At 65.5% G+C, this 23,948-nt stretch carries 23 protein-coding genes; 6 read left to right on the forward strand and 17 right to left on the reverse strand.

Annotated elements, in window-relative coordinates; genetic code table 11:
* Positions 1-79: 79 nt before the first annotated feature.
* The 6 genes from yajC to pdxT form a co-directional block, all read right to left on the reverse strand.
* Complete coding sequence (gene yajC, locus FBY33_RS15750) at positions 80-487, reverse strand: preprotein translocase subunit YajC (protein WP_142031359.1); 408 nt, start codon at positions 485-487, stop codon at positions 80-82.
* A 212-nt stretch (positions 488-699) separates the two neighbouring features.
* Complete coding sequence (ruvB, locus tag FBY33_RS15755; RefSeq protein WP_142031360.1) at positions 700-1,785, reverse strand: Holliday junction branch migration DNA helicase RuvB; 1,086 nt, start codon at positions 1,783-1,785, stop codon at positions 700-702.
* Entirely contained in the window at positions 1,778-2,422 is a 645-nt protein-coding gene (gene ruvA, locus FBY33_RS15760; RefSeq protein ID WP_142031361.1) for a Holliday junction branch migration protein RuvA, read from the reverse strand. The genes ruvB and ruvA overlap by 8 nt, the downstream gene beginning before the upstream one ends.
* An 89-nt stretch (positions 2,423-2,511) precedes the next feature.
* Positions 2,512-3,090, reverse strand: coding sequence for a crossover junction endodeoxyribonuclease RuvC (gene ruvC, locus FBY33_RS15765; RefSeq protein ID WP_142031362.1), 579 nt, complete (start codon positions 3,088-3,090; stop codon positions 2,512-2,514).
* A gap of 32 nt (positions 3,091-3,122) precedes the next feature.
* Complete coding sequence (locus tag FBY33_RS15770; protein WP_142031363.1) at positions 3,123-3,878, reverse strand: YebC/PmpR family DNA-binding transcriptional regulator; 756 nt, start codon at positions 3,876-3,878, stop codon at positions 3,123-3,125.
* A gap of 3 nt (positions 3,879-3,881) precedes the next feature.
* Complete coding sequence (gene pdxT / locus FBY33_RS15775; RefSeq protein WP_142031364.1) at positions 3,882-4,592, reverse strand: pyridoxal 5'-phosphate synthase glutaminase subunit PdxT; 711 nt, start codon at positions 4,590-4,592, stop codon at positions 3,882-3,884.
* A gap of 91 nt (positions 4,593-4,683) precedes the next feature.
* Between pdxT and FBY33_RS15780 the strand changes: the two genes are divergently transcribed.
* Both FBY33_RS15780 and FBY33_RS15785 read left to right on the forward strand, forming a co-directional pair.
* Positions 4,684-5,976, forward strand: coding sequence for a Mur ligase family protein (locus FBY33_RS15780; protein ID WP_200831401.1), 1,293 nt, complete (start codon positions 4,684-4,686; stop codon positions 5,974-5,976).
* Positions 5,973-6,728 (forward strand): type 1 glutamine amidotransferase, encoded by a 756-nt coding sequence (locus FBY33_RS15785; protein ID WP_142031366.1) that lies wholly within the window; start codon positions 5,973-5,975, stop codon positions 6,726-6,728. The genes FBY33_RS15780 and FBY33_RS15785 overlap by 4 nt, the downstream gene beginning before the upstream one ends.
* A 64-nt stretch (positions 6,729-6,792) precedes the next feature.
* Here FBY33_RS15785 and FBY33_RS15790 read toward each other — a convergent pair whose 3' ends face one another.
* Positions 6,793-8,154 (reverse strand): ferredoxin reductase family protein, encoded by a 1,362-nt coding sequence (locus FBY33_RS15790; RefSeq protein WP_142031367.1) that lies wholly within the window; start codon positions 8,152-8,154, stop codon positions 6,793-6,795.
* Between the two features lie 163 nt (positions 8,155-8,317).
* Between FBY33_RS15790 and FBY33_RS15795 the strand changes: the two genes are divergently transcribed.
* Positions 8,318-10,330: a M3 family metallopeptidase gene (locus FBY33_RS15795; RefSeq protein ID WP_142031368.1), complete on the forward strand. Its 2,013-nt coding sequence runs from the start codon at positions 8,318-8,320 to the stop codon at positions 10,328-10,330.
* 277 nt (positions 10,331-10,607) lie between these two features.
* On the opposite strand, the gene pdxS is transcribed toward FBY33_RS15795, so the two are convergent.
* The 6 genes from pdxS to FBY33_RS15825 form a co-directional block, all read right to left on the reverse strand.
* Complete coding sequence (gene pdxS / locus FBY33_RS15800) at positions 10,608-11,534, reverse strand: pyridoxal 5'-phosphate synthase lyase subunit PdxS (protein ID WP_026265780.1); 927 nt, start codon at positions 11,532-11,534, stop codon at positions 10,608-10,610.
* A 137-nt stretch (positions 11,535-11,671) separates the two neighbouring features.
* Entirely contained in the window at positions 11,672-12,295 is a 624-nt protein-coding gene (pgsA, locus tag FBY33_RS15805) for a phosphatidylinositol phosphate synthase (RefSeq protein WP_142031369.1), read from the reverse strand.
* On the reverse strand, positions 12,285-12,872 hold the full coding sequence (locus FBY33_RS15810) for an HIT family protein (RefSeq protein WP_056336549.1): 588 nt from the start codon (positions 12,870-12,872) through the stop codon (positions 12,285-12,287). Before FBY33_RS15810 ends, pgsA begins: the two co-directional genes overlap by 11 nt.
* An 18-nt stretch (positions 12,873-12,890) precedes the next feature.
* Positions 12,891-14,900 (reverse strand): threonine--tRNA ligase, encoded by a 2,010-nt coding sequence (gene thrS, locus FBY33_RS15815; RefSeq protein ID WP_142031370.1) that lies wholly within the window; start codon positions 14,898-14,900, stop codon positions 12,891-12,893.
* A 116-nt stretch (positions 14,901-15,016) separates the two neighbouring features.
* Positions 15,017-18,508 carry a DNA polymerase III subunit alpha gene (locus FBY33_RS15820; RefSeq protein ID WP_142031371.1) on the reverse strand — a complete coding sequence of 1,164 codons (3,492 nt, stop codon included), beginning with the start codon at positions 18,506-18,508 and terminating at the stop codon, positions 15,017-15,019.
* A gap of 28 nt (positions 18,509-18,536) precedes the next feature.
* Positions 18,537-18,887: a DUF6504 family protein gene (locus tag FBY33_RS15825; protein WP_142031372.1), complete on the reverse strand. Its 351-nt coding sequence runs from the start codon at positions 18,885-18,887 to the stop codon at positions 18,537-18,539.
* Positions 18,888-19,017: 130 nt separating this feature from the next.
* Here FBY33_RS15825 and FBY33_RS15830 point away from each other — a divergent pair, with 130 nt between their 5' ends.
* On the forward strand, positions 19,018-19,407 hold the full coding sequence (locus FBY33_RS15830) for a hypothetical protein (protein WP_056336538.1): 390 nt from the start codon (positions 19,018-19,020) through the stop codon (positions 19,405-19,407).
* A 24-nt stretch (positions 19,408-19,431) separates the two neighbouring features.
* On the opposite strand, the gene FBY33_RS15835 is transcribed toward FBY33_RS15830, so the two are convergent.
* The gene (locus FBY33_RS15835; protein WP_082566821.1) at positions 19,432-19,755 is read right to left on the reverse strand and encodes a chorismate mutase; all 324 of its coding nucleotides are present in this window, start codon (positions 19,753-19,755) and stop codon (positions 19,432-19,434) included.
* Between the two features lie 16 nt (positions 19,756-19,771).
* Here FBY33_RS15835 and FBY33_RS15840 point away from each other — a divergent pair, with 16 nt between their 5' ends.
* Positions 19,772-20,194, forward strand: coding sequence for a VOC family protein (locus FBY33_RS15840; RefSeq protein WP_142031373.1), 423 nt, complete (start codon positions 19,772-19,774; stop codon positions 20,192-20,194).
* A gap of 27 nt (positions 20,195-20,221) precedes the next feature.
* Here FBY33_RS15840 and FBY33_RS15845 read toward each other — a convergent pair whose 3' ends face one another.
* Positions 20,222-20,983 carry an SOS response-associated peptidase gene (locus tag FBY33_RS15845; protein WP_142031374.1) on the reverse strand — a complete coding sequence of 254 codons (762 nt, stop codon included), beginning with the start codon at positions 20,981-20,983 and terminating at the stop codon, positions 20,222-20,224.
* Positions 20,984-21,115: 132 nt separating this feature from the next.
* Between FBY33_RS15845 and FBY33_RS15850 the strand changes: the two genes are divergently transcribed.
* Positions 21,116-21,373 (forward strand): mycoredoxin, encoded by a 258-nt coding sequence (locus tag FBY33_RS15850; protein WP_043454512.1) that lies wholly within the window; start codon positions 21,116-21,118, stop codon positions 21,371-21,373.
* A 41-nt stretch (positions 21,374-21,414) separates the two neighbouring features.
* Here FBY33_RS15850 and FBY33_RS15855 read toward each other — a convergent pair whose 3' ends face one another.
* Together FBY33_RS15855 and FBY33_RS15860 are read right to left on the reverse strand one after the other, a co-directional pair.
* Positions 21,415-22,164, reverse strand: coding sequence for a lipoate--protein ligase family protein (locus FBY33_RS15855; protein WP_142031375.1), 750 nt, complete (start codon positions 22,162-22,164; stop codon positions 21,415-21,417).
* A gap of 68 nt (positions 22,165-22,232) precedes the next feature.
* The gene (locus tag FBY33_RS15860) at positions 22,233-23,945 is read right to left on the reverse strand and encodes an ABC1 kinase family protein (protein ID WP_142031376.1); all 1,713 of its coding nucleotides are present in this window, start codon (positions 23,943-23,945) and stop codon (positions 22,233-22,235) included.
* Between the last annotated feature and the right edge of the window lie 3 nt (positions 23,946-23,948).

A 23,948-nucleotide genomic window follows, 5' to 3' on the forward strand; every position in this document is an offset into this window, starting at 1 on the left:
GCGGAGAAACCGCCGGAGCGGGCTGTTGCCTGCGCCGACGGTGATCCGCAGCGGTAGAGGGAGGAAGGGGCCAGCGGGCCTAGCTGTCCTTTTTGCCCTCATCGTTGAGGCGCTTCAGGGTTTCCTCGGGAGTCTCGGGGCCAACCGCGGTGCTGCCGGTCTCCGTGGTGGTGAGGGATGACGCATCGTCCGGAACCACCGGGGAGGCCTCGGCAGGCTCCGCGGCGGGTTCTGCGGCAGGCTCGACAACCTTGGTGACGGCCTGACGGTGCACAGTGGCCAGGTTGCCGGGGGAAAGTTCAAGGGTGACCTTGTTCTCGGCCTCGTCGATGTCCACGATCCGGCCGAAAAGGCCAAAGCTGGTCATGACCTCCACGCCCGGGGCAAACTTCGACTGGAGCTCTGCCTGCTGCTGCTGCGTCTTCTTGTTGCGGCGAAACATCATGAAGATGAAGACGCCGAGCATGACGAACAGGAGAATTGACATTGGATCCAAGGGGAATTCCGTTCTTTAGCGTGGTGTAGCTGGGTTCTCCAGCGACGTCGGCTTCGCTTCGGCCGGGGTGGATGTGCGGTGCAGGCAGAACGCCTGACATTTTCCTTCCCCAAGCGACGGGGGCGTCAGGGCCACCCGCGAAACAAAGACCCGAACGTGCCGGGCGTCATACCAGTCTAAAGGGAAAAGCTGGAGGGAGCCTGCTATTGGCTTTCCGGGGCCCAGTCCGACGCGGTCGAAGCCCCGTCTGCGGGCTCGAAAAGGTCCAGCTGCTCCTGCGCGAAGACGCCGGACGGGATGGCGTAGCCCAGGTGCGTCCAGGCCGGCGCCATGGCGATCCTGCCGCGGGGCGTGCGGCCCAGCAGGCCCTCCCGGACCAGGAAGGGTTCGGCGACGGTCTCAACCGTTTCGGTTTCTTCCCCAACGGCGATGGCGAGGGTGGACAGACCGACCGGTCCGCCGCCGAACTTGGTGATGAGGGCATCGAGGACTGCGCGGTCCAGCCGGTCCAGGCCCTTTTTGTCCACTTCATACATGTCCAGGGCAGCGGAAGCAGTCCGGGCATCGATTTGGTCGACGCCGTGCACCAGCGCCCAGTCCCGGACGCGCCGCAGCAGCCGGTTGGCGATACGGGGCGTGCCGCGGGAACGGCCGGCGATTTCAGCGAACCCGGCCGAATTGACCTTCAGGTCCAACAGGCCGGCGGAACGGCGCAGCACCAGTTCCAGCTCCGGGACGGAGTAGAACTCTAGGTGCCCGGTGAAGCCGAAACGGTCGCGCAGCGGTCCCGGGAGCAGTCCGGCGCGGGTGGTGGCTCCCACCAGCGTGAACGGCGGCAGCTCCAGCGGGATCGCGGTGGCACCGGCGCCTTTGCCCACCACGATGTCAACGCGGAAGTCTTCCATGGCCATGTACAGCATTTCCTCGGCCGGCCGGGACATGCGGTGGATCTCGTCGAGGAACAGGACCTCGCCCTCGGAGAGCGAGGAAAGGATTGCTGCGAGGTCCCCGGCGTGCTGGATGGCAGGTCCGCTGCTGAGCCGGAGCGGGGCGTTCATCTCGGCGGCGACGATCATGGCCAGGGTGGTCTTGCCGAGGCCAGGAGGACCGGAGAAGAGCACGTGGTCTGCGGTCCGTCCGCGCATCCGGGAAGCCTGGAGCACCAGCGACAGCTGCTTGCGCACCCGGTGCTGGCCAACGAAGTCATCCAGGTTCTTGGGCCTAAGGGCTGCCTCAATGGCACGCTCCTCCGGCTCCTCCCCCGCTGCGACCAGGGACGGTTCAGCCACGGCTGCCTACGCGGTTGCCTGCCCGTGCGCCGTCCTGGCCCAGCCAGCGGAGCGTGGTGCGCAGGATTTCAGGCACGTTGCCGCGGAAGGACACTTCGGGATCCTCGGCCAGCGCTTTGTCGATGCTGGCGGAGGCGTCCTTCTCAGACCAGCCCAGGCTGGTCATGGCCGCCACCACCTGGGGCTTCCAGGCGGCTTCTGCAGGCGCAGCGGCCCCAGGGGCCGCAGCGGTTCCCTGTGGGACGAGCTTTCCGGCCAGCTCCAGCACGATCCGGCCGGCCACCTTGGGACCGATCCCCGGCACCTTCGTGAAGGTCTTGCTGTCCCCCGTGTGCGCTGCCACCCTGATGGCTTCGGGATCGTGGACGGCCAGGACTGCAAGGGCAAGCCTGGGGCCAACCCCGCTGACACTGAGCAGGACGTCGAAAACCTCGCGTTCGTCGTCGGAGGCGAAACCAAAGAGTGTCAGGGAGTCTTCCCGCACAATCAGGGACGTGAACAGCTGGCCCTGTTCGCCTACGCGCAGCCGGCTGAGCGTCTGGGGTGTGGCGTTGACACTCATCCCGGCACCATTGAGGTCAATCACGGCCGTGGACAGGCCAACATGGGCTACGGTTCCGCGGAGGAAACTGATCAAGGCCGGGCTCCCGTTGTACCGCCGGCCTCACAGCGAGGACCCGACTATCCGAACATATCTACGAATACCCTAGCAAGCGGCAGGGACAATCACCGTGCGCGGCGCGCCTTGGCCTCCGCCTCGGCCCATGCACGCTGGGCCGGTGTCAGTGAGGAACTGCCTGGACCCGTGGTGGCCACGGCAGCGCCGCTTCCCGCCCGCCACGCGTGCGTGATGGCCAGCGCCAGGGCGTCCGCTGCGTCTGCCGGGCGCGGCGGTGCGTCCAGGCGCAGGATCTTGGTCACCAGCTTGGTCACGGCTTCCTTGTTGGAGGACCCGCTTCCGGTCACCGCGGCCTTGACTTCCGACGGCGTATGCAGCGCCACGGGGATTCCGCGGCGCGCGGCGGCGGCAATCACCACGCCGGACGCCTGGGCCACGCCCATGACCGTGCTGACATTGAGCTGGGAAAAGACACGTTCGACGGCGAGCACCTGGGGTTCGTAGCGGTCCAGCCACTCGTCGATGGCCAGGGCGATCACCAGGAGCCGCTGGTCCAGCGTCTCCTCGGGCGAGGTGCCCACCACGCCGACAGCCACCATGGTGGCCCGCCTGTTCCGCTCGACGTCCACCACGCCAATGCCGCAACGGGTCAGTCCCGGGTCAACCCCGAGTACGCGCAGCGTCACGGGCGTGCAGTTTCAGCCGGCACCGCCGGGCGTCACTCGGATTCCAGGGCAGCCTGGACTTCGTCGCTGAGGTCGGCGTTGCTGTAAACGTTCTGGACGTCGTCGAGGTCTTCGAGGGCATCGGCAAGCTTCAGGAACTTGCGGGCGCCGTCCACATCCAGCTCAACCTGCATGGAGGGCACGAACTCGACTTCGTCGGTGTCGTACTCGATGCCGGCTTCCTTGAGGGCCTCGCGGATGGCGGGAAGATCGGCCGGTTCCGAGTGGATCTCGAACGTCTCGCCGTTGTCCTTGACTTCCTCGGCACCTGCCTCGAGGACGGCCATCAGGACATCGTCCTCGCTCAGGCCGTTCTTGGGCAGGTTCACAACGCCCTTGCGGGTGAAAAGGTAGCTGACGGAGCCGGGGTCGGCGATGGTCCCGCCATTGCGGGAAATGGCCAGGCGGACCTCGGAAGCTGCGCGGTTCTTGTTGTCCGTAAGGCACTCGATCAGCAGCGCCGAGCCCTGGGGACCGCGGGCTTCGTACATGATCTCGGTGTAGTCCACCACTTCGCCGGTAAGGCCGGCGCCGCGCTTGATGGCACGGTCGATGTTGTCATTGGGGACCGAAGTTTTCTTCGCCTTGGTTACAGCCAGTTCCAGGCCGGGGTTGCCGGCGAGGTCGGGGCCGCCCATCCTGGCGGCAACTTCGATGTTTTTGATCAGCTTGGCGAACGACTTTGCGCGGCGGCTGTCAATGATCGCCTTTTTGTGCTTGGTCGTTGCCCATTTGGAGTGGCCTGACATGCTTTACGCTTCTCCTCTGATCATGCGGATAAAAAGTTCGTGTACGCGTTTCTCGCCGGTCACTTCCGGATGGAAGGAGGTGGCCAGCAGCTGGCCGGAACGCACTGCGACAATTCTAGCCGTCCCCGGGAGCGATGCGGCGTGGGACGCCTGGCCGGGGTCCGCCGGTTCCACTTGGGCCAGGACCTCCACGTCCGCGCCCACCCGCTCCACCCAGGGGCCGCGGATGAATACGGCGTGCACCGGTTCAACGCCCGATTCGGTGGCGCTGAAGTCCAGCCCCTTGAAGTCCAGGTCGGTTTCAAAGGACTCACGCTGCCGGCCGAAGGCATTGCGGCGGACAGTGATGTCCAGGCCGCCGAACGTCTGCTGGGGGGCGCCCGAAAGATCGGTGGCGGGATCGGCGATATCAGAGGCGAGCAGGATCATCCCGGCGCACGAGCCGTAAACCGGCAGGCCCTCGGCGATGTACTTCCGGAGCGGGTCTGCAAGGTCAAAGGCCCGGGCCAGCTTGTCGATGGTGGTGGACTCCCCACCGGGAATGATGAGTCCGTCCAGGCCGTCCAGCTCCCCGGGGCGGCGGACAGCCACGCCCTGGGCACCGGTAGCTTCGGCGGCGCGCAGGTGCTCGCGGAAATCTCCCTGGAGGGCCAGGACACCAATCCGCAGGCCCGAGCCCACGCGCGCAGGAGCAGCAGAAGGGGGGTTTGTCATCCCTCCAGCATACGGGGCACAGGCCCATTGCTGCTGCCGCGGGGATGCGGCCGGCAGAGGTTGCATGCCGCTGCTGGGATATATTCAAAACATGGTCTTCTTCAGTGTTCCGCTCGGCAAGCTGGTCCGCAGGGTGTCCCGGCTGCGGGGCGGCGGGTCCGCCCTTCCAGGACTGGTGGTTGAGAAAATCGACCCCGGCTTCATGCGGCGGACACTCACCACGCTGCCCCACGGTGTGGCTGTGGTCAGCGGCACCAACGGCAAAACCACCACCACCAAAATGGTGGTCGAACTGCTGGAAAGCCAAGGCCTGAAGGTCTTCACCAACCGCACCGGCAGCAACTTCACCCGCGGTGTGGCGGCGGCCCTGCTGGGCGAAGTGGACTGGCGCGGCCGGCTGGACGCGGACATCGCCGTGCTGGAACTGGACGAAGCCCACGCTGTCCATTTCGTGAACAGCGTCCCGCCCCGGTATTGCCTGCTGCTCAACGTGCTGCGCGACCAGCTGGACCGCTTTGGTGAGATCGATAAAACGGCGCAGCTCCTGCAGCACATCGCCGCCAAGACCACGGGAACAGTGGTCCTGAACCGCGAGGACCCAAGGGTTGCCAGGATCGCGGACACGCTCACGGGACAGGAAGTCAGGTACTTCGGCCTTGACGACTCCCTGCTGGGCACCTTTCCCAACGACGATGACATGCGCGCCGCCCCGGGCTCCCCCGCCCCGGCGGGCCTGCCGGAAAAGCCCGCAGCCGACGTCGTACTCCGCAAAGTGGGCGCGGACAGCGCTCAGTTTGAGTACGACGGCGGTACGGTCACCACGGCGATGAAGCTGCGCGGTGTGTACAACATCTTCAACGCTGCCGCGGCGCTGACGCTGGCCCGCAGCATTTGCGGCGGAGGCGCCGCGGCTGCAGACCATGCCACCTTGCTCGAAGCCCTGTCCAGGGTGGCGCCGGCCTTTGGCCGCGGTGAAAGCCTTACCGTCGACGGCCAGCCGCTGGACCTTGTGCTGGTGAAGAACCCCAGCGGTTTCCGGCTGGGGCTGAAATCCTTCCCTGCCGAGGGCTACGCCACCATGATCGCCATCAACGACAACTACGCAGACGGACGGGACATGTCCTGGCTCTGGGACGTGGAATTCGATTCCCTGCGCGAAGGCGGCGTGGACGTGCTGACCGGATCACGCGCCTACGACATGGCGCTGCGGCTTCAGTACGACGACGTCCGCGTCGGAGCGGTGCAGACCGACATTTCCGCCGCCCTGGCAGCCTTCATCCGGGAAGGCAGGGACAGGCCGAAACGCATCTTCTGCACCTACACCGCTATGCTGGCCATCCGCCGCGAGCTGTCCAAAATCACCACCGTGGAGGTTGTCTCGTGAATCCGGCAGAAGCAGTGGCCGCCGGCGGCCAGTCCAAGGGAACCATCCGCGTGGTCCAGCTCTACCCGCGTGACATGAACATCTACGGAGACTGGGGCAACGCCCTGGTCCTGAAGCGCCGGATCGAATGGCACGGTTACACCCCTGAACTGCTGGAGTACAACGTGGGCGATCCCTTTCCCGAGGGCGTGGACATCGTTGTCGGCGGCGGGGGCCAGGACAGCGGGCAACTGGTGATCCAGGACGACCTGCAGGCACGGGCCGGCCAGCTCAAGGAACTGGCGGAGGACGGTGCGCCGATGCTGGTCATTTGCGGTCTCTACCAGCTTTTTGGCCAGTACTTCAAGACCCGCACCGGCGCCGTCATTCCCGGCATCGGCATCCTGGACGTGGAAACCCACGGCACCGATGAGCGCCTGATCGGCAACGTCAAGGTCTCCACTACGGAGTTCGGGGAAGTCCTGGGCTACGAAAACCACAGCGGCCAAACCACTCTGGGCAGCGGTGTGCGGCCACTCGGTACCGTGGCCAAGGGAATGGGAAACAACAGCAACGACGGCCATGAAGGGGCCCGGTACCGCAACATCGTTGCCAGCTACCTGCACGGCTCCCTTCTGCCCAAGAACCCCGCCATCGCCGACTTCCTTATCCGCACCGCGGCGGAGCGGAAGTTCGGCAGCTTCTCCCCGGGCAACCCGGACGACGGCTACGCCGTACTGGCCCGTGAGCACGCTGTCCGCCGGCCCCGCTGACCTGGGACACTCCCGACCTTAACCACCGCTGAACGGCAACCCTGCCGGACTGGCAGATCGCAGGTCACCGCCACTGGAAATACTCCCGGTGAATGTTGGCCCTGCGAACACCTGCGCCCCGGAAGGCCTTACGGAACTGCCGCAGCATGGCGTCCGGTCCGCCCATGAATACCGAGAGCTCGCGGGCTTCGGTGCCCACGGCGGCCAGGACCGCCTCCGGGGTCAGCCGTCCGTCCCTCCCGGTGTCCACTAAGTGGACCGTGAGCCGTGGCTGGTTCCGGGCGATGGCAGAGATCTCATCGGCAAAGGGGGACGGGCCCGCTGAGGTGACGAAGAAGTGGACATCGTCGTGGAGCTCGCCTTCCAGGGACCGCAGCCAGCTGAGGAAGGGCGTGATTCCCACACCGCCGGCGATCCAGACCTGATGCGCTGTTCCGCGGTGCCGGTCAAAGCGTCCGTAAGGTCCACCCACTACGGCGGGCATACCCGGCTGGACCACGTCCGGAAGCCTGGCCGTATGGTCGCCCAGCGCCTTGACCGTGATGCTGATTCCGCCTTCCAGCGCCGGCCCCGAGATGGAAAACGGGTGCCGCTGCCAGCCGTCCGCTGTTTCCAGGTAGACCATGGCGAACTGCCCGGGTTTGAAGGCCAGCGGCCGGCCCAAGGGACGCAGTGCCACTTCCACCAGGTCCGGCGCAACGGGCCGGACCCCTGCCACCTGGTAGTCGTGGTGGGGCAGGAAATGCCGTGCCAGCAGTTCGCGGTAGGCATAGAACCCCAACCCGGTTCCACCGATGGCCACGTAGCTCCAGCGAAGCGCGGGCACAGCCTCAAACGCACTGGCGTCGAGGAGGCCGTGCAGGAACCCGGCGGCCAGGAACAGGCCCGTCAGCCGGTGGAAGCCGCGCCACCGCTCGTAGCCGCCCAGCAGCCGGGCGGCCAGCTGGACCGGCCTGGTCCTCAACGAGGTGCGGACCAGCCCGCGGACAGGCGCGGGAAGCATGGTCCGCCAGCGTGGCAGGACTGCCCATACAACCAACGCGGCGAGCCCGCTGATGGCAATCACGGCCAACGTTTTGCCCACGCTGGTTGCCTCCGGATTGGCGGCAAGTTCGATATGGGGCAGCAACAGGATGGTTGCCGTCATCGCCGCCCTGCGGTGCCAGATGGCGGCGTGGTCAATGCCGCCGAAAACCGGCTCAACGTGGGGCAGGGTGCTGACCAGGACCAGCGCGATCGAATACAGCAGGACGGATTCGCCGCCGAAGAGTTGCCCTACGTGCCCCAGGACGGGTTCGCCCGCAGGCCGAGCGAGGAACCAGAAGACGCCGTAGGCCCCCGCCAGCACCACGATTGCGCCCGGACCAAGCCACCGGAACGGCATTCCCAGGAAGACGGTTCCCTGCCCGGCGCCACCCTTGGTCATGGCCACGGTCCTTTCATCATGACAAACCGTTGCGCGTCCCCTGCAGGAGACGGTAGATGCGGTCCGGGGCGGACCGTATAGCGGCCATTGTAGGGTTACCAGCTGGGAGGACGTGCCCAGCCCCACAATTGAGAAGCCTGTCCCGCTGTGAAAGGTTTAGCCCATGACCAATCCGCTCCTTGCCGCCAGTCCGCTGCCCTACGGCCTGCCGCCCTTCGAAGCCCTCGCCGTGGAGCAGTACCGCGAAGCCATCGAGGCAGGATTGTCTGCCCAGCTGGACGAGATCAAGGCCATCACCGGCAATGCCCAACCAGCCACGTTCGAAAACACCGCCCTGGCCATGGAACGCTCCGGGCAGTTGCTGAACCGCTCGGCCGCGGCGTTCTTCACCTTGGTGTCCGCCGACGCAACAGAGCAGATCCGGGAGCTCGAAACGGAGCTGTCCCCGCGGTTCTCGGCCCATCAGGATGAGGTGTTCCTCAACAGGGCGCTGTTCGATCGGTTTGCCGCCATCGATACGGAAAAATGCGATCCCGAGTCCTCCCGCCTTGTAGAGGAGTACCTCAAAGAGTTCCGCCAATCAGGCATCCAGCTGGATGCACCGGGCCAGGAACGGCTGCGCGCCATCAACGCCGAACTGGCACGCCTGGGTACCGAGTTCGGCCAGCGGGTCAAGGAAGGGATGAAGTCCGCCGCACTGCTGCTGGACGACGCGGGGGACTTGGCCGGCCTGCCGGCCGACGACGTCGCCAGCGCCGCGGAAGCAGCCCGCGCCGCCGGTCACGACGGCAAATACCTGCTCACCCTGATCCAGCCCGGGAACCAGCCTGCCCTCGCCGCCCTCGAGAACCGGAACGTCCGCCGTCGCCTGTTCGAAGCATCCGTGGCCAGGGGCAGCGACGGCGGCAGCCTGGATGTCCTTGACCTGGCCAGGGAGATGGCCGGGCTGCGGGCGGAGAAGGCAAGGCTGCTGGGATTCGACAACTACGCAGAGCTGGTGGCGGACCGCCAGACGGCCCCCGACTTTGAGGCAGTCCGGACCATGCTGAACCGGATGGCGCCGGCCGCCATCCGCAACGCCGACGCCGAGGCGGCAGCGCTGGCCGAAGTTGCCGGCCACCCGCTGGAAGCGTGGGACTGGGCCTACTATTCGGCAAAGGTGCGGCGGGAGAAATATGACGTCGATGAACAGGCGCTCCGACCCTACTTTGAACTCAACCGCACCATCACCGATGGCGTGTTCTTTGCAGCAACGTCGCTGTACGGGATCACCTTCCACGAGCGGGCCGACCTCCACGGCTACCATCCGGACGTGCGCATCTGGGAAGTGCGCAATGAGGACGGCTCCGCGTTGGGGCTGTTCCTTGGCGACTACTATGCGCGTGAATCAAAGCGGGGCGGCGCGTGGATGAACTCGCTCGTTGACCAGTCGGCCCTGCTGGGCACGCGGCCCGTGGTGATCAATACCCTCAACATTTCCAAGCCGCCCGCCGGCGAACCCACTCTTCTCAGCCTGGACGAACTGCGCACCCTCTTCCACGAGTTCGGCCACGCCCTGCACGGCCTCTTCTCGAAGGTCACCTATCCGCGCTTCTCCGGAACCGCGGTGCCGCGGGATTTCGTGGAGTACCCGTCGCAGGTGAACGAAATGTGGATCATGCGGGCGGAGGTGTTGTCCAACTACGCACGCCACCACCTCACCGGTGAGCCCCTTCCACAGGACATCGTGGACAGGCTGGAGGAGTCCCGGCTCTGGGGTGAAGGTTTTGCCACCACCGAGTACCTGGGCGCCGCCCTTCTTGACCTGGCGTGGCATGTGCTGGAGCCGGACGGCGTTCCCGACGATGCGTTGGAGTTCGAGGCCAAGGCCCTGGCGTCGGCCGGAATTGCGCACCCTCTGATTCCGCCCCGGTACCGGACCGGGTACTTCCAGCACATCTTCGCCGGTGCCGGATACGCTGCAGGCTACTACTCCTATATCTGGAGCGAGGTGCTGGACGCCGACACCGTGGACTGGTTCCGCGACAACGGCGGCCTGACCCGCGCCAACGGCGAACGCTTCCGCCAGGAGCTGCTCTCCCGCGGCAACAGCCGCGAACCCCTGGAGTCCTTCCGCATACTGAGGGGCCGCGACGCAAGGCTGGAGCCGCTGCTAAAGCGCCGCGGCCTCGAGTAACCCCCATCGAGTGCTCCGTACTTGTCGCTGTCAGGCCCGATAACGACAAGTACGGAGCAATCGATACAAAAAACGACGCCGGTCCCCCACCCGAGAAAGGTCAGGAACCGGCGTCGTCAGTTACAACAGGGGAAGGCAACGGGCGGCGCGGTCCGGCAGCGTGCGTAAAAGGGGCCCTGCGTCCCCGCTCGCCGCGAAGCGGCTTTAGCGGGGACGCGGGGAATAGCACGCAGACGACCAGCGCCGCCAGGCGCCAGAAGGCACCAGGAGTAGAGAGTTACCAGCCGCGCTCAGCAAGCCGGTGCGGCTGGGGGATCTCGTCGACGTTGATGCCCACCATGGCTTCGCCGAGGCCGCGGGAGGCCTTGGCGATGACGTCGGGGTCGTCGAAGAAGGTGGTGGCCTTCACGACGGCGGCGGCGCGCTGGGCCGGGTTGCCGGACTTAAAGATGCCCGAGCCGACGAAGACGCCGTCGGCGCCGAGCTGCATCATCATGGCCGCGTCAGCGGGGGTGGCGATGCCGCCGGCGGTGAACAGCACCACGGGAAGCTTGCCGGCAGCGGCGACTTCCTTGACCAGTTCGTACGGGGCCTGCAGTTCCTTGGCCGCAACGTAGAGCTCGTCCTCGGGCAGTGAGGAAAGCCGGGCAATCTCGGAGCGGATCTTGCGCATGTGACCGGTGGCGTTGGAGACGTCACCGGTGCCTGCTTCGCCCTTGGACCGGATCATGGCCGCGCCCTCGTTGATGCGGCGCAGGGCCTCACCGAGGTTGGTGGCACCACAGACGAAGGGAACCTTGAAGTTCCACTTGTCGATGTGGTTGATGTAGTCGGCCGGGGTGAGGACCTCGGACTCGTCGATGTAGTCGACGCCGAGGGACTGCAGGACCTGGGCTTCGACGAAGTGGCCGATGCGGGCCTTTGCCATGACAGGGATGGAGACCGCATCGATGATCTGGTCGATCATGTCGGGATCGGACATGCGGGACACGCCGCCCTGGGCACGGATATCGGCCGGAACACGTTCCAGCGCCATGACTGCCACGGCACCGGCGTCTTCGGCGATGCGGGCCTGTTCGACGTTGACGACGTCCATGATGACGCCGCCCTTGAGCATCTCGGCCATGCCGCGCTTCACGCGGCTGCTGCCCGTGACGCTGTTCGCGGACGAACCGGCCTCGTTGCTTACATCAGGTGTAGACACAAAAACCCCTATGGGTAGACAGATGATCTTCGCCGGGCATGCGGCGGCAGCTGCCGGACGTGCACGCACGGATTGCCGGGTCCGTTGACCGGGCACTTATATACTAGTCCCCCGCCGCCCGGCCGGCTTAATCAGGCTTAATCAGCCGGCGACGGTTCCGCCAGCGCCTGCCGACGCACAGAGAGGACGCGCTGGACAACGGTAATAAAGCTGGCAACCGCCAGGAGGACCAGGGTGGCCAGGAGCACCACCGGCGGGAGTCCGAGGCCGGTGAGACCTGTGATGACCAGGACGGAGACCAGGCGTTCGGCCCGCTCTGCGACCCCGACGTTCGCCGTGAAGCCCAGGGACTCCGCTTTGGCCCGGGCGTAGGAGACCACCATGCCCAGGACAAGGCAGAGCAGGGCTGATACGGCGATGGCCATGTTGTTGCCACCGGTAAAGAACCAGATGGACACCCCGGCGAACAGGGCGCCGTCGGCAATCCGGTCCAGGGTGGAGTCGAGGAAGTTCCCCCAGCGGCTCTTCACGCCCTGCATCCGCGCCATGATGCCGTCCAGGACGTCGGAAAAGATGAAGGCAGTGATGAAAAGGGTGCCCCAGAAGAGCTGGCCCAGCGGGTAGAAAACCAGGGCCCCGGCCGCAACCCCTGCGGTGCCGAGGATGGTTACCGCGTCCGGGGAGACACCAATCTTCAGGAGCCAACGGGCCAGCGGGGTGAACAGCGCGGTGAAGAATCCGCGGGCGTGCCTATTCAGCATCCGACTCCCCGGGCCAGGCTTCAGCCACCTGCCGCCGGACCTCATCAAGGGTCTGGGTGATGGCCTTGGTCTGGGCGATGATGGGGAAGAAGTTACCGTCACCGCCCCAACGGGGAACGATGTGCTGGTGCAGGTGTGCGGAGATGCCGGCTCCCCCCACCACCCCCTGGTTCATCCCCAGGTTGAACCCGCCGGGGTTGGACACCTTGCGCAGGACCCGCATGGCGGTCTGGGTCAGGTCAGCGAATTCTGCTGTCTCTTCAACTGTGAGGTCCGTGTAGTCGGGGATGTGCCGGTACGGGCAGACCAGGAGATGCCCCGGGTTGTAGGGAAACAGGTTCAGCACCACGTAGCAGGTCCGGCCGCGGTAGACGATGAGCGCCTCTTCGTCAGTCCTGTTCGGGCCCACGCAGAACGGGCAGTCGTTCTCGTTCTTGAACTGGTGCTGCCCGCCCTTGATGTAGGCCATGCGGTGCGGAGTCCACAGGCGCTGGAAGGCGTCGGGGACACCGGCGAGGGCAAAGTCGTCGGTAACGCCGGCATCGCCTGGATATCCTGCGCCTGTGTTCTCCTGCACTGTGCTGCTTCCGTTCGGCTAGCTGGTCCGGTTGCGGACGGCGTCGGTGATCCGCTTGACTGCTTCCGCAACAGGCACGCCGTTGTCTTGGCTGCCGTCGCGGAAACGGAATGAAACTGCGCCCGCCTCCGCATCGTCGCCGCCGGCGATCAGCACGAACGGGATTTTGTCCTTGCTGGCGGTGCGGATCTTCTTGGGGAACCGGTCCGTGGAAGTGTCCACCTCGGCGCGGATACCCTCCGCCTTAAGCTGGTCGACGACGTCGAACATGTACTCGTTGAACGCCTCCGCTACGGGGATGCCCACCACCTGGACCGGAGCCAGCCACGCGGGGAACGCTCCGGCGTAGTGCTCGGTGAGGACGCCCATGAACCGCTCCACCGAGCCGAAGAGCGCGCGGTGGATCATCACCGGACGCTGCCGGCTGCCGTCAGCGGCCTGGAATTCCAGCTCGAAGCGCTCGGGCAGGTTGAAGTCCAGCTGGATGGTGGACATCTGCCAGGTTCGGCCCAGCGCGTCCTTGGCCTGCACGGAAATCTTGGGACCGTAGAACGCGGCTCCACCCGGATCGGGCACCAGTTCCAGCCCGGACTCCTGGGCCACCTCGGAAAGGGTCCTGGTGGCTTCCTCCCAGGCGGCGTCGTCGCCAACGTACTTCTCCGGGTCCTTGGTGGACAACTCCAGGTAGAAGTCATTCAGCCCGTAGTCCTTGAGCAGGTCCAGGACGAAGGTCAGGGTCTTGGTGAGCTCGTCCTTCATCTGCTCGCGGGTGCAGTAGATGTGGGCGTCGTCCTGTGTCATGCCGCGGACGCGGGTGAGGCCGTGCACCACGCCGGACTTCTCGTAGCGGTAGACCGAACCGAACTCGAACAGCCGCAGCGGCAGCTCGCGGTAGGACCGGCCGCGGGAGCGGAAGATGAGGTTGTGCATGGGGCAGTTCATCGGCTTCAGGTAATAGTCCTGGCCGGGCTTGCGCACGGTGCCGTCCTCATTGAGTTCCGCGTCCACATGCATGGCGGGGAACATGCCGTCCTTGTACCAGTCCAGGTGCCCGGAGACCTCGTACAGGTGGCCCTTGGTGATGTGCGGGGTGTAGACGAACTCGTAGCCGGCCTCGACGTGCCGCTGGCGCGAGTAGTCCTCCATCTCCTTGCGGATGATGCCGCCCTTGGGGTGGAAGACCGGCAGGCCGGAGCCCAGCTCGTCGGGGAAGGAGAAGAGGTCCAGCTCCGAACCGAGCTTGCGGTGGTCGCGGCGCTCGGCCTCGGCAATGCGCTCCTGGTAGGCCTTCAAGGCGTCCTTGGTGGGCCAGGCGGTGCCGTAGATGCGCTGCAGCTGCTGGTTCTTCTGGTTGCCCAGCCAGTAGGCCGACGACGAACGGGTCAGCGCGAAGGCGTTGGAGATCATCTTGGTGTTGGGCAGGTGCGGGCCGCGGCAGAGGTCGCACCAGACGGTGGTGCCTTCCTTGCGCTCCACGTTGTCGTAGATGGTGATGTCGCCGGCGCCGACCTCCACGTTGACGCCCTCGCCGGCCTCAGCGGCGTCGTTCTTCTTTCCCAGGAGTTCGAGCTTGTAGGGCTCGTTCTTCATGGCTTCGCGGGCCTCGTCCTCGGAGACGACGCGGCGGACGAATTTCTGGTTCTGGTTGACGATCTTGAGCATCATCTTTTCGAGGGTCTTGAGGTCCTCGGGGGTGAAGGGCTCGGCAACGTCGAAGTCGAAGTAGAAGCCGTCGGTAATGTAGGGGCCGATGCCCAGCTTGGCGTCGGGACGCAGCTGCTGCACGGCCTGGGCCATGACGTGGGCGGTGGAGTGGCGCAGGACGTTCAAGCCATCGGGGGAATCAATGGTGACGCCTTCCACCTCGGCACCTTCGGGCAGTTCCTGGTCAAGGTCCTTCAGTTCACCGTTAACGCGGGCCACAACGACGTCACGGCGCTCAAAGAAGAGTTCCGCACCGGTTGTCCCGGTAGTCACCTTGGTCTCTTCGCCATCGACGAGAAGGGTGATCTGCTGGGCATCTGACACGGGTGTCTCCTATTCAAAGTTAAGGCTTCATAGCTTGTGGCATACGGGGACCACAGCCAGCCACCGTCAATGCTATCGGTTCAGGTAAGGGCCGACCAACGCGGCACACAGCACCATCACCCGTTAAAACCCGTGATGGCCAGTGTCCTGCTGATGCCGTCCAGGGGATGCGGGCCGTCCTGGGCAGCAGCCGGTGTGGCCTCCGGGAAGGGCAATGCCTCCGTCCGGCTCAGGTCCCAGGCCATGCTTGCGCTGATGCTGATCCCGCGGGGGCCGGTCCTTCGGGTAGTGCCGCGGATCAACAACAGGCGGGTTCCGAACAGAAGCGGCCCTGCATTTTCCTGGGCTTCGTGGAAGAAGACGGAATCGACGCAGCCCGTGCCGTCGTCGATGCTGATGAACACCACCCTCCTGCCGCCACGCATGGGTGGGGTCTGGGTGGCAACCCGCACTCCTGCCACCAGCACTTCTGTCCCGTTGCGCAGGCTGAGGAGTTTATCGGCAGTGGTGACGCCCAGCCTTTCAAGCAGGGGACGGTGGCTGTCCATCAGGTGCGTACTGACATCCACGGCCATGAGGTCAAGTTCCGCCCGGACGTTTTCCACCAGCGTGGGGGCAGGGAGCCCGGGCTTGATGTTGCGCAGTTCAATATCGCCCAGGGGAAGGGACAGTTGCCCTTCCAGCACGTCCACCCCCTTACGGGCGCCGTTGGCCGACTGGAGCTGCTGCAGGTGGTGCACCAGGTCTGCCCGGTTTGCTGCTCCCCCGGCCTCCTTGTGCAGGGCATCAAAGGCCCCCAGCTGCGCGAGCCGCCGGATGCTTGGCTTGCTGAGCCGCGAGCGCGCGCGGAGGTCTGCCAGGGAGTCATACGGCTGGCCGGCAACTGTCCGCTTCAATTCGGCAGCGGACAGCCCGTAGATGCCGTTCAGGCTGAGCCGTATCCCAAGTCTTCCGGCGTCCCGGCCGGAATCAATCCGCTCCACCCGGTATTCTGCTTTGCTCCGGTTGATGTCCAGGGGAAGGATGGGGATGCCCAGCCGGCGTGCTTCGGCCACCAGCAGCCTCTTGGGATACATCCCGGGATCGTGCTCCCACAAGCCGGCAAGGAACGCTTCAGGGTGGTGTGTCTTCAACCATGCGGACTGGTAAGTGGGGACGGCGAAGGCAGCACCATGGGCTTTGCAGAAGCCGAAACTGGCAAAGGACTTCAAAGTCCCCCATACTTTGTCCACCACCTCCGGGGTGTACCCCCTGGCCTTGGCGTTCCGCCGGAAGTACTCCTCCACCTGGGCTTCACCGGTCTCATTGCTCAACGCCCGGCGGAACTCGTCCGCCTTTGCCAGCCCGCAGCCGGTCATGATGTCGAGGGTCTTCAGGATCTGTTCGTGGAACACCGTGACCCCATGGGTTTCCTGCAGCACCGGCTTGAGATCCGGGTGGGGATAGACCTCCGGGGCGAACCCGTGCCGGTGCTCCAGGAAGGGCCGCACCATGTCGGATTTCATGGGTCCGGGACGGAACAGCGAAATATCGATGATGAGGTCGTTGAACTCCCGGGGCGCCATCTTCCCAATCAGTTCCCGCTGCCCCGGGGATTCAATCTGGAAGCAGCCAAGGGTATGCGTGCTTCTGATCAGTTCATAAGTGGCTTCGTCGTCGAGGGGGACGGCATTGAGGTCGATCAGGCCGTCCCCGGCGATGTAGTCAGGCCCTGTGCCGCTAGGCCCTGCCGGATGCTTTCCCGCTTCCACCACCTCTTCCTTGCTGGGATGGATGCGGATGATCTCCCGGACCGCGAAGGCCATGGCGCTTTGCATGCGCACGCCCAGGACATCGAGTTTGAGCATGCCCATGGGGTCCATGTCGTGTTTGTCGAACTGGCTCATGGGCAGCCCGAGGCCGCTTGGCTGGACCGGGGTGCGGTCCAGGAGCGTGGCATCACCCAGGATCACCCCGCAGGGGTGCATGGAGATGTGGCGGGGCAGCCGGTCCAGGCGTTCGGTGAGGTCCACCAGCAGGTCAAGCTGCTGGTTCCCGTCAGTGTCGCGCTGCTCCACCCTGCCGGCAAACTCACGGAGTTCGGGTTTTTCCTGCAGGGCTTCACGGAACTTCCGGGCGGAAAAGCGCCACAACTGCTTGGCGATCTCCCCCACCTCGCCGTCGTCCATGCCCAGTGCCAGCCCGGCGTCGCGGACAGCCCCCCGCGCCCGGTATCCGTTTTGCATGCTCATCAGGGTGACCCGCTCTGAACCGAACCGGTCAAAAATCCTGCGGTACACGTTGTGGCGTTCGGCGCTCTCAACATCAATGTCTATATCCGGCAGCGTGGCACGGTCGTTGGAGAGGAAACGCTCGAAAATCAGGTCGTGCTGGAGGGGATTTACATGGCTGACCTCGATCAGGTAGTTGACCAGGCTGGAGGCACCGGATCCCCTGGCAGCCGCCCTGACCCCCATGTCCTGGATCATCCGGGACACCTCCGCCACCGTCAGGAAATAGGAAGAGAAACCGAGGGTGTTGATGATGCCAAGCTCATGCTCCAGCCGGGACAGCATCTCCTGTTCCCGCATACCGGAGATCCCCGGGAAACGCCTGTCGATCCCTGCATGGCAGCGCTGGATCAGTTCGGCATGCGGGTCCTGGCTGATGCCAATGACAGACGCCTCAGGAACTACGGGCTGTTTCCACCCCATATCAGTGGTGGGGTCTATCCGGCAGAGATCGGCGAGCGCCTCTGTTTGCGCCATCAGCTGTTTGAGGTCTGCGGCACCATAACCGGCAGCGGAAATGATTTCCTTTCCCAGCCCCAGCATCTGTTCTGGGGATTTCAGCCATCCCTGTCCGGTTGGCTGCAGGAGCGGTTCCCCTGCCAGTTCCGGAAGGGACTTCAGCGTCCGGGCAGAGTCCAGGACATCGGCGGTTGGTGCGCCGTCCGCGGCACAGTACCTGACGGCGTTGGTGAGGATTGCGGGTACGTGGTGTTCCTCGGCGAGCCTGAGCATGCGGACTGCATGAGCGGTGCTGAACGGACTCCCCGGAGCGCTGAGCTGGGAGACGATTTCCGCCACTACAGTTCCTGCAGGCATCGCATCCAGCCACTGCTTGAACAGGGTCCGGGGACGCAGGTAGCGCCGGCCTCCCATGGCCCGTCCGACGTCGGAATCCGGACCAATCAGGACGGTCAGCACCGGCTTGAGGGTTTGGGGGTCAAGGGTGCGGGAAGCCAGTTCGGCGCGGGTGACGGCGGCCGGCACGGCGCCGCCGGCTTTCCCTGAAGTCCTGGCGTGGGCATCGGATACCAGCCGGCACAGCGCACGGTACCCGGCACCATGGTTGTTGCCGCGGGCAAGCACCACCACCCTGCCGGCTACCTGCGTGCGGTGATCGCCGTCGTCGTCAAAAACTGCCAGGTCCACCCCCACAATGGGGTCGATGCCCGCCGCCATGCATGCCTTAAGGTGCTTGATGGTGCCGTACAGGCCGTCCCGGTCGGTGCAGGCCAGGGCAGTGGCGCCGCCGGCCGCGGCCGCCAGTGCCAGCTCTTCAGGCCAGGAGACGCCGTAGTGGGCACTGAATGCCGTGGAGACGTGAAGGTGGGTAAAACTCATGCTGGTCAGGGTTCAGGCTGTTCTGTGGTCATGCTGTTTTAGGGCGAAGGGCGTCATGGATCCGCAGCAGCCGCCAACGGCCACTGCGGATATGGCGGGTCAGGTCAAGGGTGAGCGGTTCCGCGCCGCCAGGTTCTCCCTGCCCTGCGGAACCGGACGCCACCGGGGCAGGCTGCACCTGGATCCGCCAGATTTCGTGGTCCACTACGCCAGGCCCGCTTCCCAGCGGAGCCCGGGTGTCCTCCGCCCACCATTGCCGGCGTTCATACCAGCGGACGGGTTCGGCACAGACGAGGTAAGACGTTCCTGACCAGGTCAAGGATTCAGGCTGCCCGGCAGCGGAACACACCACGTCAACGGACTCGCTGAACATGCCCACGCGCGCCTCCCGGATGGTGCTTCCTCACAAGGATTCGAATATGTATTCGAATAAATCAAGTCTACGCCGGGAGGCCGGTAAAACATAGGCGGGGGTGGACGGAGCGTGCGGCAGGTAGCAGGATGATGGCATGAGTACCGATGACGCACTCCTGAAGCAGGCAAGCATCAAGACGCAGGACTCCACCCTCGTTGCACGGTTCGATATCGACGGCGCCATCCCGGATTCGGGCGCTTACGTGGTGGGCCTGATGGGAGCCTCGCCGGACTATTCAATGCAACGCAGGCTGTGTATTGAATTCATGAACGGGGAGGCAATTGCCTGCTACTCGTTCAACCGGGACCAGGGAATCGAGGAAGACTACGACCTGTCCGGAGTGTCCCACTCGGAGAACAGCATCACCGGAAGCTTTCCCCTCACTGCCCTGAACGGACTTGGGCAGGGGCATGTCCTGTCGGCCTTCAGCGAGGCGGACGGACGGGAGTTCCAGCACGGGGTGCCGGTGGAGGAAACCCTTTAGGGTTCCTCCACCACATTCTGCATGTCAGCTGTTCTTGTTGTGGATCCGCAGTTCAAGTTCAATGAATGCGGAGATCATCGCCCGGTAGGTTGATTCGACGATGTCTGGATCTATGTCCTTCTTCTCCGCAGCGGACCGGACGTGCTCAATGATCCGCTCCACCCTGCCCGGGGCACGGACCTCGGCGTCGTCGCCCTTGAGCGTCCCTGCGATCCTGATCAGCCGTTCGCGCCGGGCGATGAGGGTGACAATCTGTTCATCCACCTCGTCAACGGCAACCCGAACGGCAGCGAGCTGTTCCTTGTCGGCCCGGGCATCCCTATCGTTTCCTTGAATTGTCGCCATCATCTGACAGTATCGAAGCATGGAGCCCAGAGTCGACTTTATCTCCCTCGGAGTCCGCAATGTTCCGGAATCGCGCGCCTTCTACGTCGACGGCCTCGGCTGGCCGGTCCACCGGGAGGTTGCCGGCGAGGTGCTGTTCATCCAGGTGAACCACGGCCTGGTGCTCTCCCTCTGGGACGTACACCAGATGCAGGCCGAAGCGGTCACCAGCCCGCCCGCAGGCGTCCCCTCCATCACCCTCAGCCACAACGTGGGAAGCCCCGGGGAGGTGGACAGGGTCATGGCGGAGGCCGCGGAGGCGGGCGCTGCCATCATTGCCGAGCCGGTCACCAAGCCGTGGGGCGGCTACACGGGCTACTTCGCCGACCCCGACGGATACCGCTGGGAGGTGGCGTACAACCCCACCTGGGGAGTGGACGACGCCGGCCGCGTCACCGTCTGACACCCGCCGCACCACGGGCGGCGGCTGCTAGAACAGGGCTTCCACCGGGCGGATCAGTTCCGGGCCGTTGTTGCGGACATTGCCCACTTCCTTGCCGACGGAATCCACCGTCCAGTCGGCGGCGGCATTCTTAACCCCGGACCGCACCAGGTCCACGAGCCCGGCGGCGTCATCCGCCTGCGGGTCCAGCCACGCTTCCATGGTCTCCCTGTCCATGGGCAGGGGGACGCGGTCGTGCAGCTCCGTCAGCTTCCCGAAAATGGTTGACTCCGAGCCCGGGGGCGGTGTGTCTGCCGTAAGGATGGACGTTGAGAGCAGCCAGCGGCCCGGATCCCCTTCGGCGACGGACGGGTCCTTCCACCACTCGTAAAGACCTGCGAAGACCAGCCCGTGGTCCTTGCCCGGGTGCACGTAGTACGGCTGCTTCGACTTTCCCGGACCCTGCTTCCATTCGTAATAGCCATCGGCCGGGACCGCGCAGCGCCGGGACTGGACCGCCTTCCGGAACGCCGGTTTTTCCAGCACCGACTCGCTCCGGGCATTGATCATGCGGGAGCCGATGCCGGGATCCTTGGCCCAGGACGGGACCAGGCCCCAGCGCGCCACGTGCAGCTGGCGTACCTGCCGGGGCGCGGCACTGTCATCAACCAGGCGCTCCAGCACGATGGGTACGGCATCGGTCGGGGCCACATTCCACGACGGCGGAATGTTGACCTCGTTCTCCAGCTCGGCATCGAATTCGGCCAGGAGGTCCCCCACGGCACGTGCCATTACGTAGCGTCCACACATGGCACCAGCTTGCCACCGCCCGCCACATACTGTCATCCAGTGCCCCGGCAGGCCTTCGACACCGGGGAATACCGCCGGCCGCGCTACGGTTGACGGTAAGGAAACCTTTCAAGCGACGTTTAGGAGATCCCTGTGGACTTCACTCCCGAATCCGGCACCATCACCATGTTTTCCACCACCTGGTGCGGCTACTGCAACCGGCTGAAGAAGCAGCTGGACGCGCAGGGCATCGGCTACACGGAAATCAACATCGAAGAGGTGGACGGCACTGCCGAACTCGTGGAGCAGCTGAACGGCGGCAACCGCACGGTTCCCACGGTGCTGTTCCCGGACGGTTCCGCGGCCACCAACCCGTCGGCCGCCGAGGTCAAGAGCCGCCTGGCTGCCTGACCATTCCCACGGCATGCGGCATCGCCGCAACCCATTGCGGGTCATGCCCCCAGGCTGCTGAACGAAGCAGTTTCCAGGGCGGCATGGCCCGCATATGTTTCCAGCAGGGCCTGCTCAACGGCTGCCACGTCCAGGCCGGGGACCAGATCGTTGGCGGCGCCGGCGGTGGCAGGATCCCAGTCCAGGCCGAGTGCAGCATAGGTCTCGGTAAGCACCTTGCGGATCGGCGCGGAATCCTCCACCACAATGACTGAGCTGAAGAGCCATCCGCCGGAGACCACGCGCTGCGCTGTACCCACCAGTTTCACCCGCCGGGAGTTCTCCGCCGGGTCCGTTCCATGCACGCTGAATTCACCGGGACAGTACTCCCCCGGGATTTCCCCCACCGCCGCCTGCACCCGGACGCTCCGCAGCGCCTGCGCAAACAGTTCACCAAAGTAGCCAAACCTGGTTTTGGAACCGGCGACGGCGTCCGCGTCCGGCTCGATATGGTCCACCACCAGGGTGCCCTGATGGTATGCAGCTGCGCGTCCGCCTGCCCGCCGGACCAGGGGTTCGAAGCCGTTGTCCCTGCAGGCCTGGGCTGCCGCGTCGAAGCCGGGCAGGCGGGTGTCCCGCTGCCCGAACGCAACGGTGGGAGCGGGGCGGTACAGCCGCAGGGTGGGGCCAATGCCGCCGCCCCTGGCCCGGGCCAAGAGCTCCAGGCCGAATTCGAGGTCGCGGCCCGCGCCAAGGGACACGTCCTGCCGCACCACGGTGAGCGTGCGGAGTCCAGTACCGGTGTGGTGCATTGTTGCGAAGCTCCTGGGTTGAGGGCGGACGGGCCTTCCTTAGGTTACGCCCGACGGCGGCAGCGGCCTTAACGCCCCCGGCGCCCCGCCCACAGGGCGTGCAGCAGGGGAAGGGATGATGTGGCCATCAGCACGTTGCCGAATGCCAGGTCGTCGGCGCGGACGATGGCGCCGGCCACCAGCAGGCCAACGAAAACCACGGCGGAGCCGAGGCGCCTTCCTGCCCGTTCCAGCCGTGCCGCCTGCCGCTCCAGCCGCGGAACACCCACCTGCAGCGATCCCTCCTCAAGCCGGCCGGCCAGGGCATCCAGCCGGCCGGGCAGGCGGAGGGCCACACCCGCGGCGTCCACCGCCTGCCGGGCCACGTCCTGAACAAGGTTCCCGCGCTCGTCGCGCAGCAGCTGTGCCGCATAGGGTTCCACCGAATCCCAGAGGTTGAAGCGTTCATCCAGTGCGCTGCACACCCCGGATGTCAGGGACATGGCTCGGATGATCAGCAGGAAATTCTCCGGCAGCTGGAACGGCAGCGAGCGGACCACGTCCCCAAACTCCACCGCGAAATCGCGGAACTCCCGGGGGTCAACTTCGCGCAGCTCGGCAAAGCCCATGCCGCCGAAGCGGGCAAAAAGCTGGGTCATGGCGCGTTCCAGGCCGATGCTGTCCGCTGAGGGCATCAGGACGCCCACGTCATTGATTGCCGCCACCAGTCCCTTGCCGTCGCGGGCAGCTGCGGCGATCAGGAGCTTCCGCAGGCCGCTGCGCGTGGAGGCAGTAACCTCGCCCATCATGCCGAAGTCGATGAACGTCAGTTTCCAGGGAAGTCCGCCTGCGCCTGCAGGGACCGGGGTGACGAAAATGTTCCCCGGGTGCGGGTCGGCATGGAAGAAGCCGTTGGCGAACAGCTGGTCGAACATGATGGCGGCAAATACCGGGGCAACCGCGGCGGGATCGATGCCGGCAGCCCGGAGCGCACGGACATCGGTGATCTTGATGGCCGTAACGTCCTCGAGCGTAAGCACACGGCGGGTTGTCCGCTCCCAGACAACCTCCGGTACAGCCACCCGGTCATCACCGGCAAAATCGGCCGCGAAGCGCTCGGCGTTGACCGCCTCGTGCAGGTAGTCAATCTCCTGCAGGCTGATCTGCGCGAATTCCTCCACCAGGGCGCGCACGTCGGCGCGGCGGGAGACGAGCCGGACGTGGCTGAGCCAGCCGGCCACCTTCCGCAGCGCGGCCAGGTCGACGTCGACAATGGCACCGATGCCCGGACGCTGCACCTTCAGGACCACAGCGTCCAGGCCGGTATCCCCGGCGTCCAGGGGGCACAGGTGCGCCCTGTGGGCCTGGCCCAGCGAGGCGGCTGCAATCGGGGACTCGTCCACCGAGGCGAACACCCGGTCCGGGGGCGCGCCCAGTTCCCCTGCCGCCAGGGCAGCAATTCCCGGGAAGGCTACCGGCGGCACTTCATCCTGCAGCCCTTCGAGCTCTTTGGTGATCTCCGGAGGCAGGACGTCAAGCCTGGAGGACAGGAACTGGCCCACCTTGATCATCAGGCCGCCGAGTTCCACGGCCAGGTCATGGAACCGCCGGGCAAAGCGCTGCATCCGCCGGGAACGCGTCCGGGCGGCGACCCCGCCAAGACCGATCCGCGGCAGGAACAGCTCGAACCACCACGTGGCAGCAAGGTTCGCGGCGGCGAAGCGCAGGATCCGCCGGTAGCGCCCACGGTGCTCCCGCACCGCGGGCGGCGGGTCCGCCCTGGCATGGACGATCGAGGACACCCC

Source organism: Arthrobacter sp. SLBN-112, assembly GCF_006715225.1.
Lineage (GTDB): Bacteria > Actinomycetota > Actinomycetes > Actinomycetales > Micrococcaceae > Arthrobacter.

Coding starts and splice junctions, on each gene's coding strand:
- FBY33_RS15845 (WP_142031374.1), bottom strand. CDS start 20,983: ATGTGTGGACGCTACGTAATGGCACGTGCCGTGGGGGACCTCCTGGCC.
- FBY33_RS15770 (WP_142031363.1), bottom strand. CDS start 3,878: ATGTCAGGCCACTCCAAATGGGCAACGACCAAGCACAAAAAGGCGATC.
- FBY33_RS15835 (WP_082566821.1), bottom strand. CDS start 19,755: ATGATGGCGACAATTCAAGGAAACGATAGGGATGCCCGGGCCGACAAG.
- pgsA (WP_142031369.1), bottom strand. CDS start 12,295: ATGCTGAATAGGCACGCCCGCGGATTCTTCACCGCGCTGTTCACCCCG.
- FBY33_RS15790 (WP_142031367.1), bottom strand. CDS start 8,154: ATGACCAAGGGTGGCGCCGGGCAGGGAACCGTCTTCCTGGGAATGCCG.
- pdxT (WP_142031364.1), bottom strand. CDS start 4,592: ATGACAAACCCCCCTTCTGCTGCTCCTGCGCGCGTGGGCTCGGGCCTG.
- yajC (WP_142031359.1), bottom strand. CDS start 487: ATGTCAATTCTCCTGTTCGTCATGCTCGGCGTCTTCATCTTCATGATG.
- FBY33_RS15820 (WP_142031371.1), bottom strand. CDS start 18,508: ATGAGTTTTACCCACCTTCACGTCTCCACGGCATTCAGTGCCCACTAC.
- FBY33_RS15795 (WP_142031368.1), top strand. CDS start 8,318: ATGACCAATCCGCTCCTTGCCGCCAGTCCGCTGCCCTACGGCCTGCCG.
- FBY33_RS15780 (WP_200831401.1), top strand. CDS start 4,684: ATGGTCTTCTTCAGTGTTCCGCTCGGCAAGCTGGTCCGCAGGGTGTCC.
- FBY33_RS15830 (WP_056336538.1), top strand. CDS start 19,018: ATGAGTACCGATGACGCACTCCTGAAGCAGGCAAGCATCAAGACGCAG.
- FBY33_RS15840 (WP_142031373.1), top strand. CDS start 19,772: ATGGAGCCCAGAGTCGACTTTATCTCCCTCGGAGTCCGCAATGTTCCG.
- FBY33_RS15855 (WP_142031375.1), bottom strand. CDS start 22,164: ATGCACCACACCGGTACTGGACTCCGCACGCTCACCGTGGTGCGGCAG.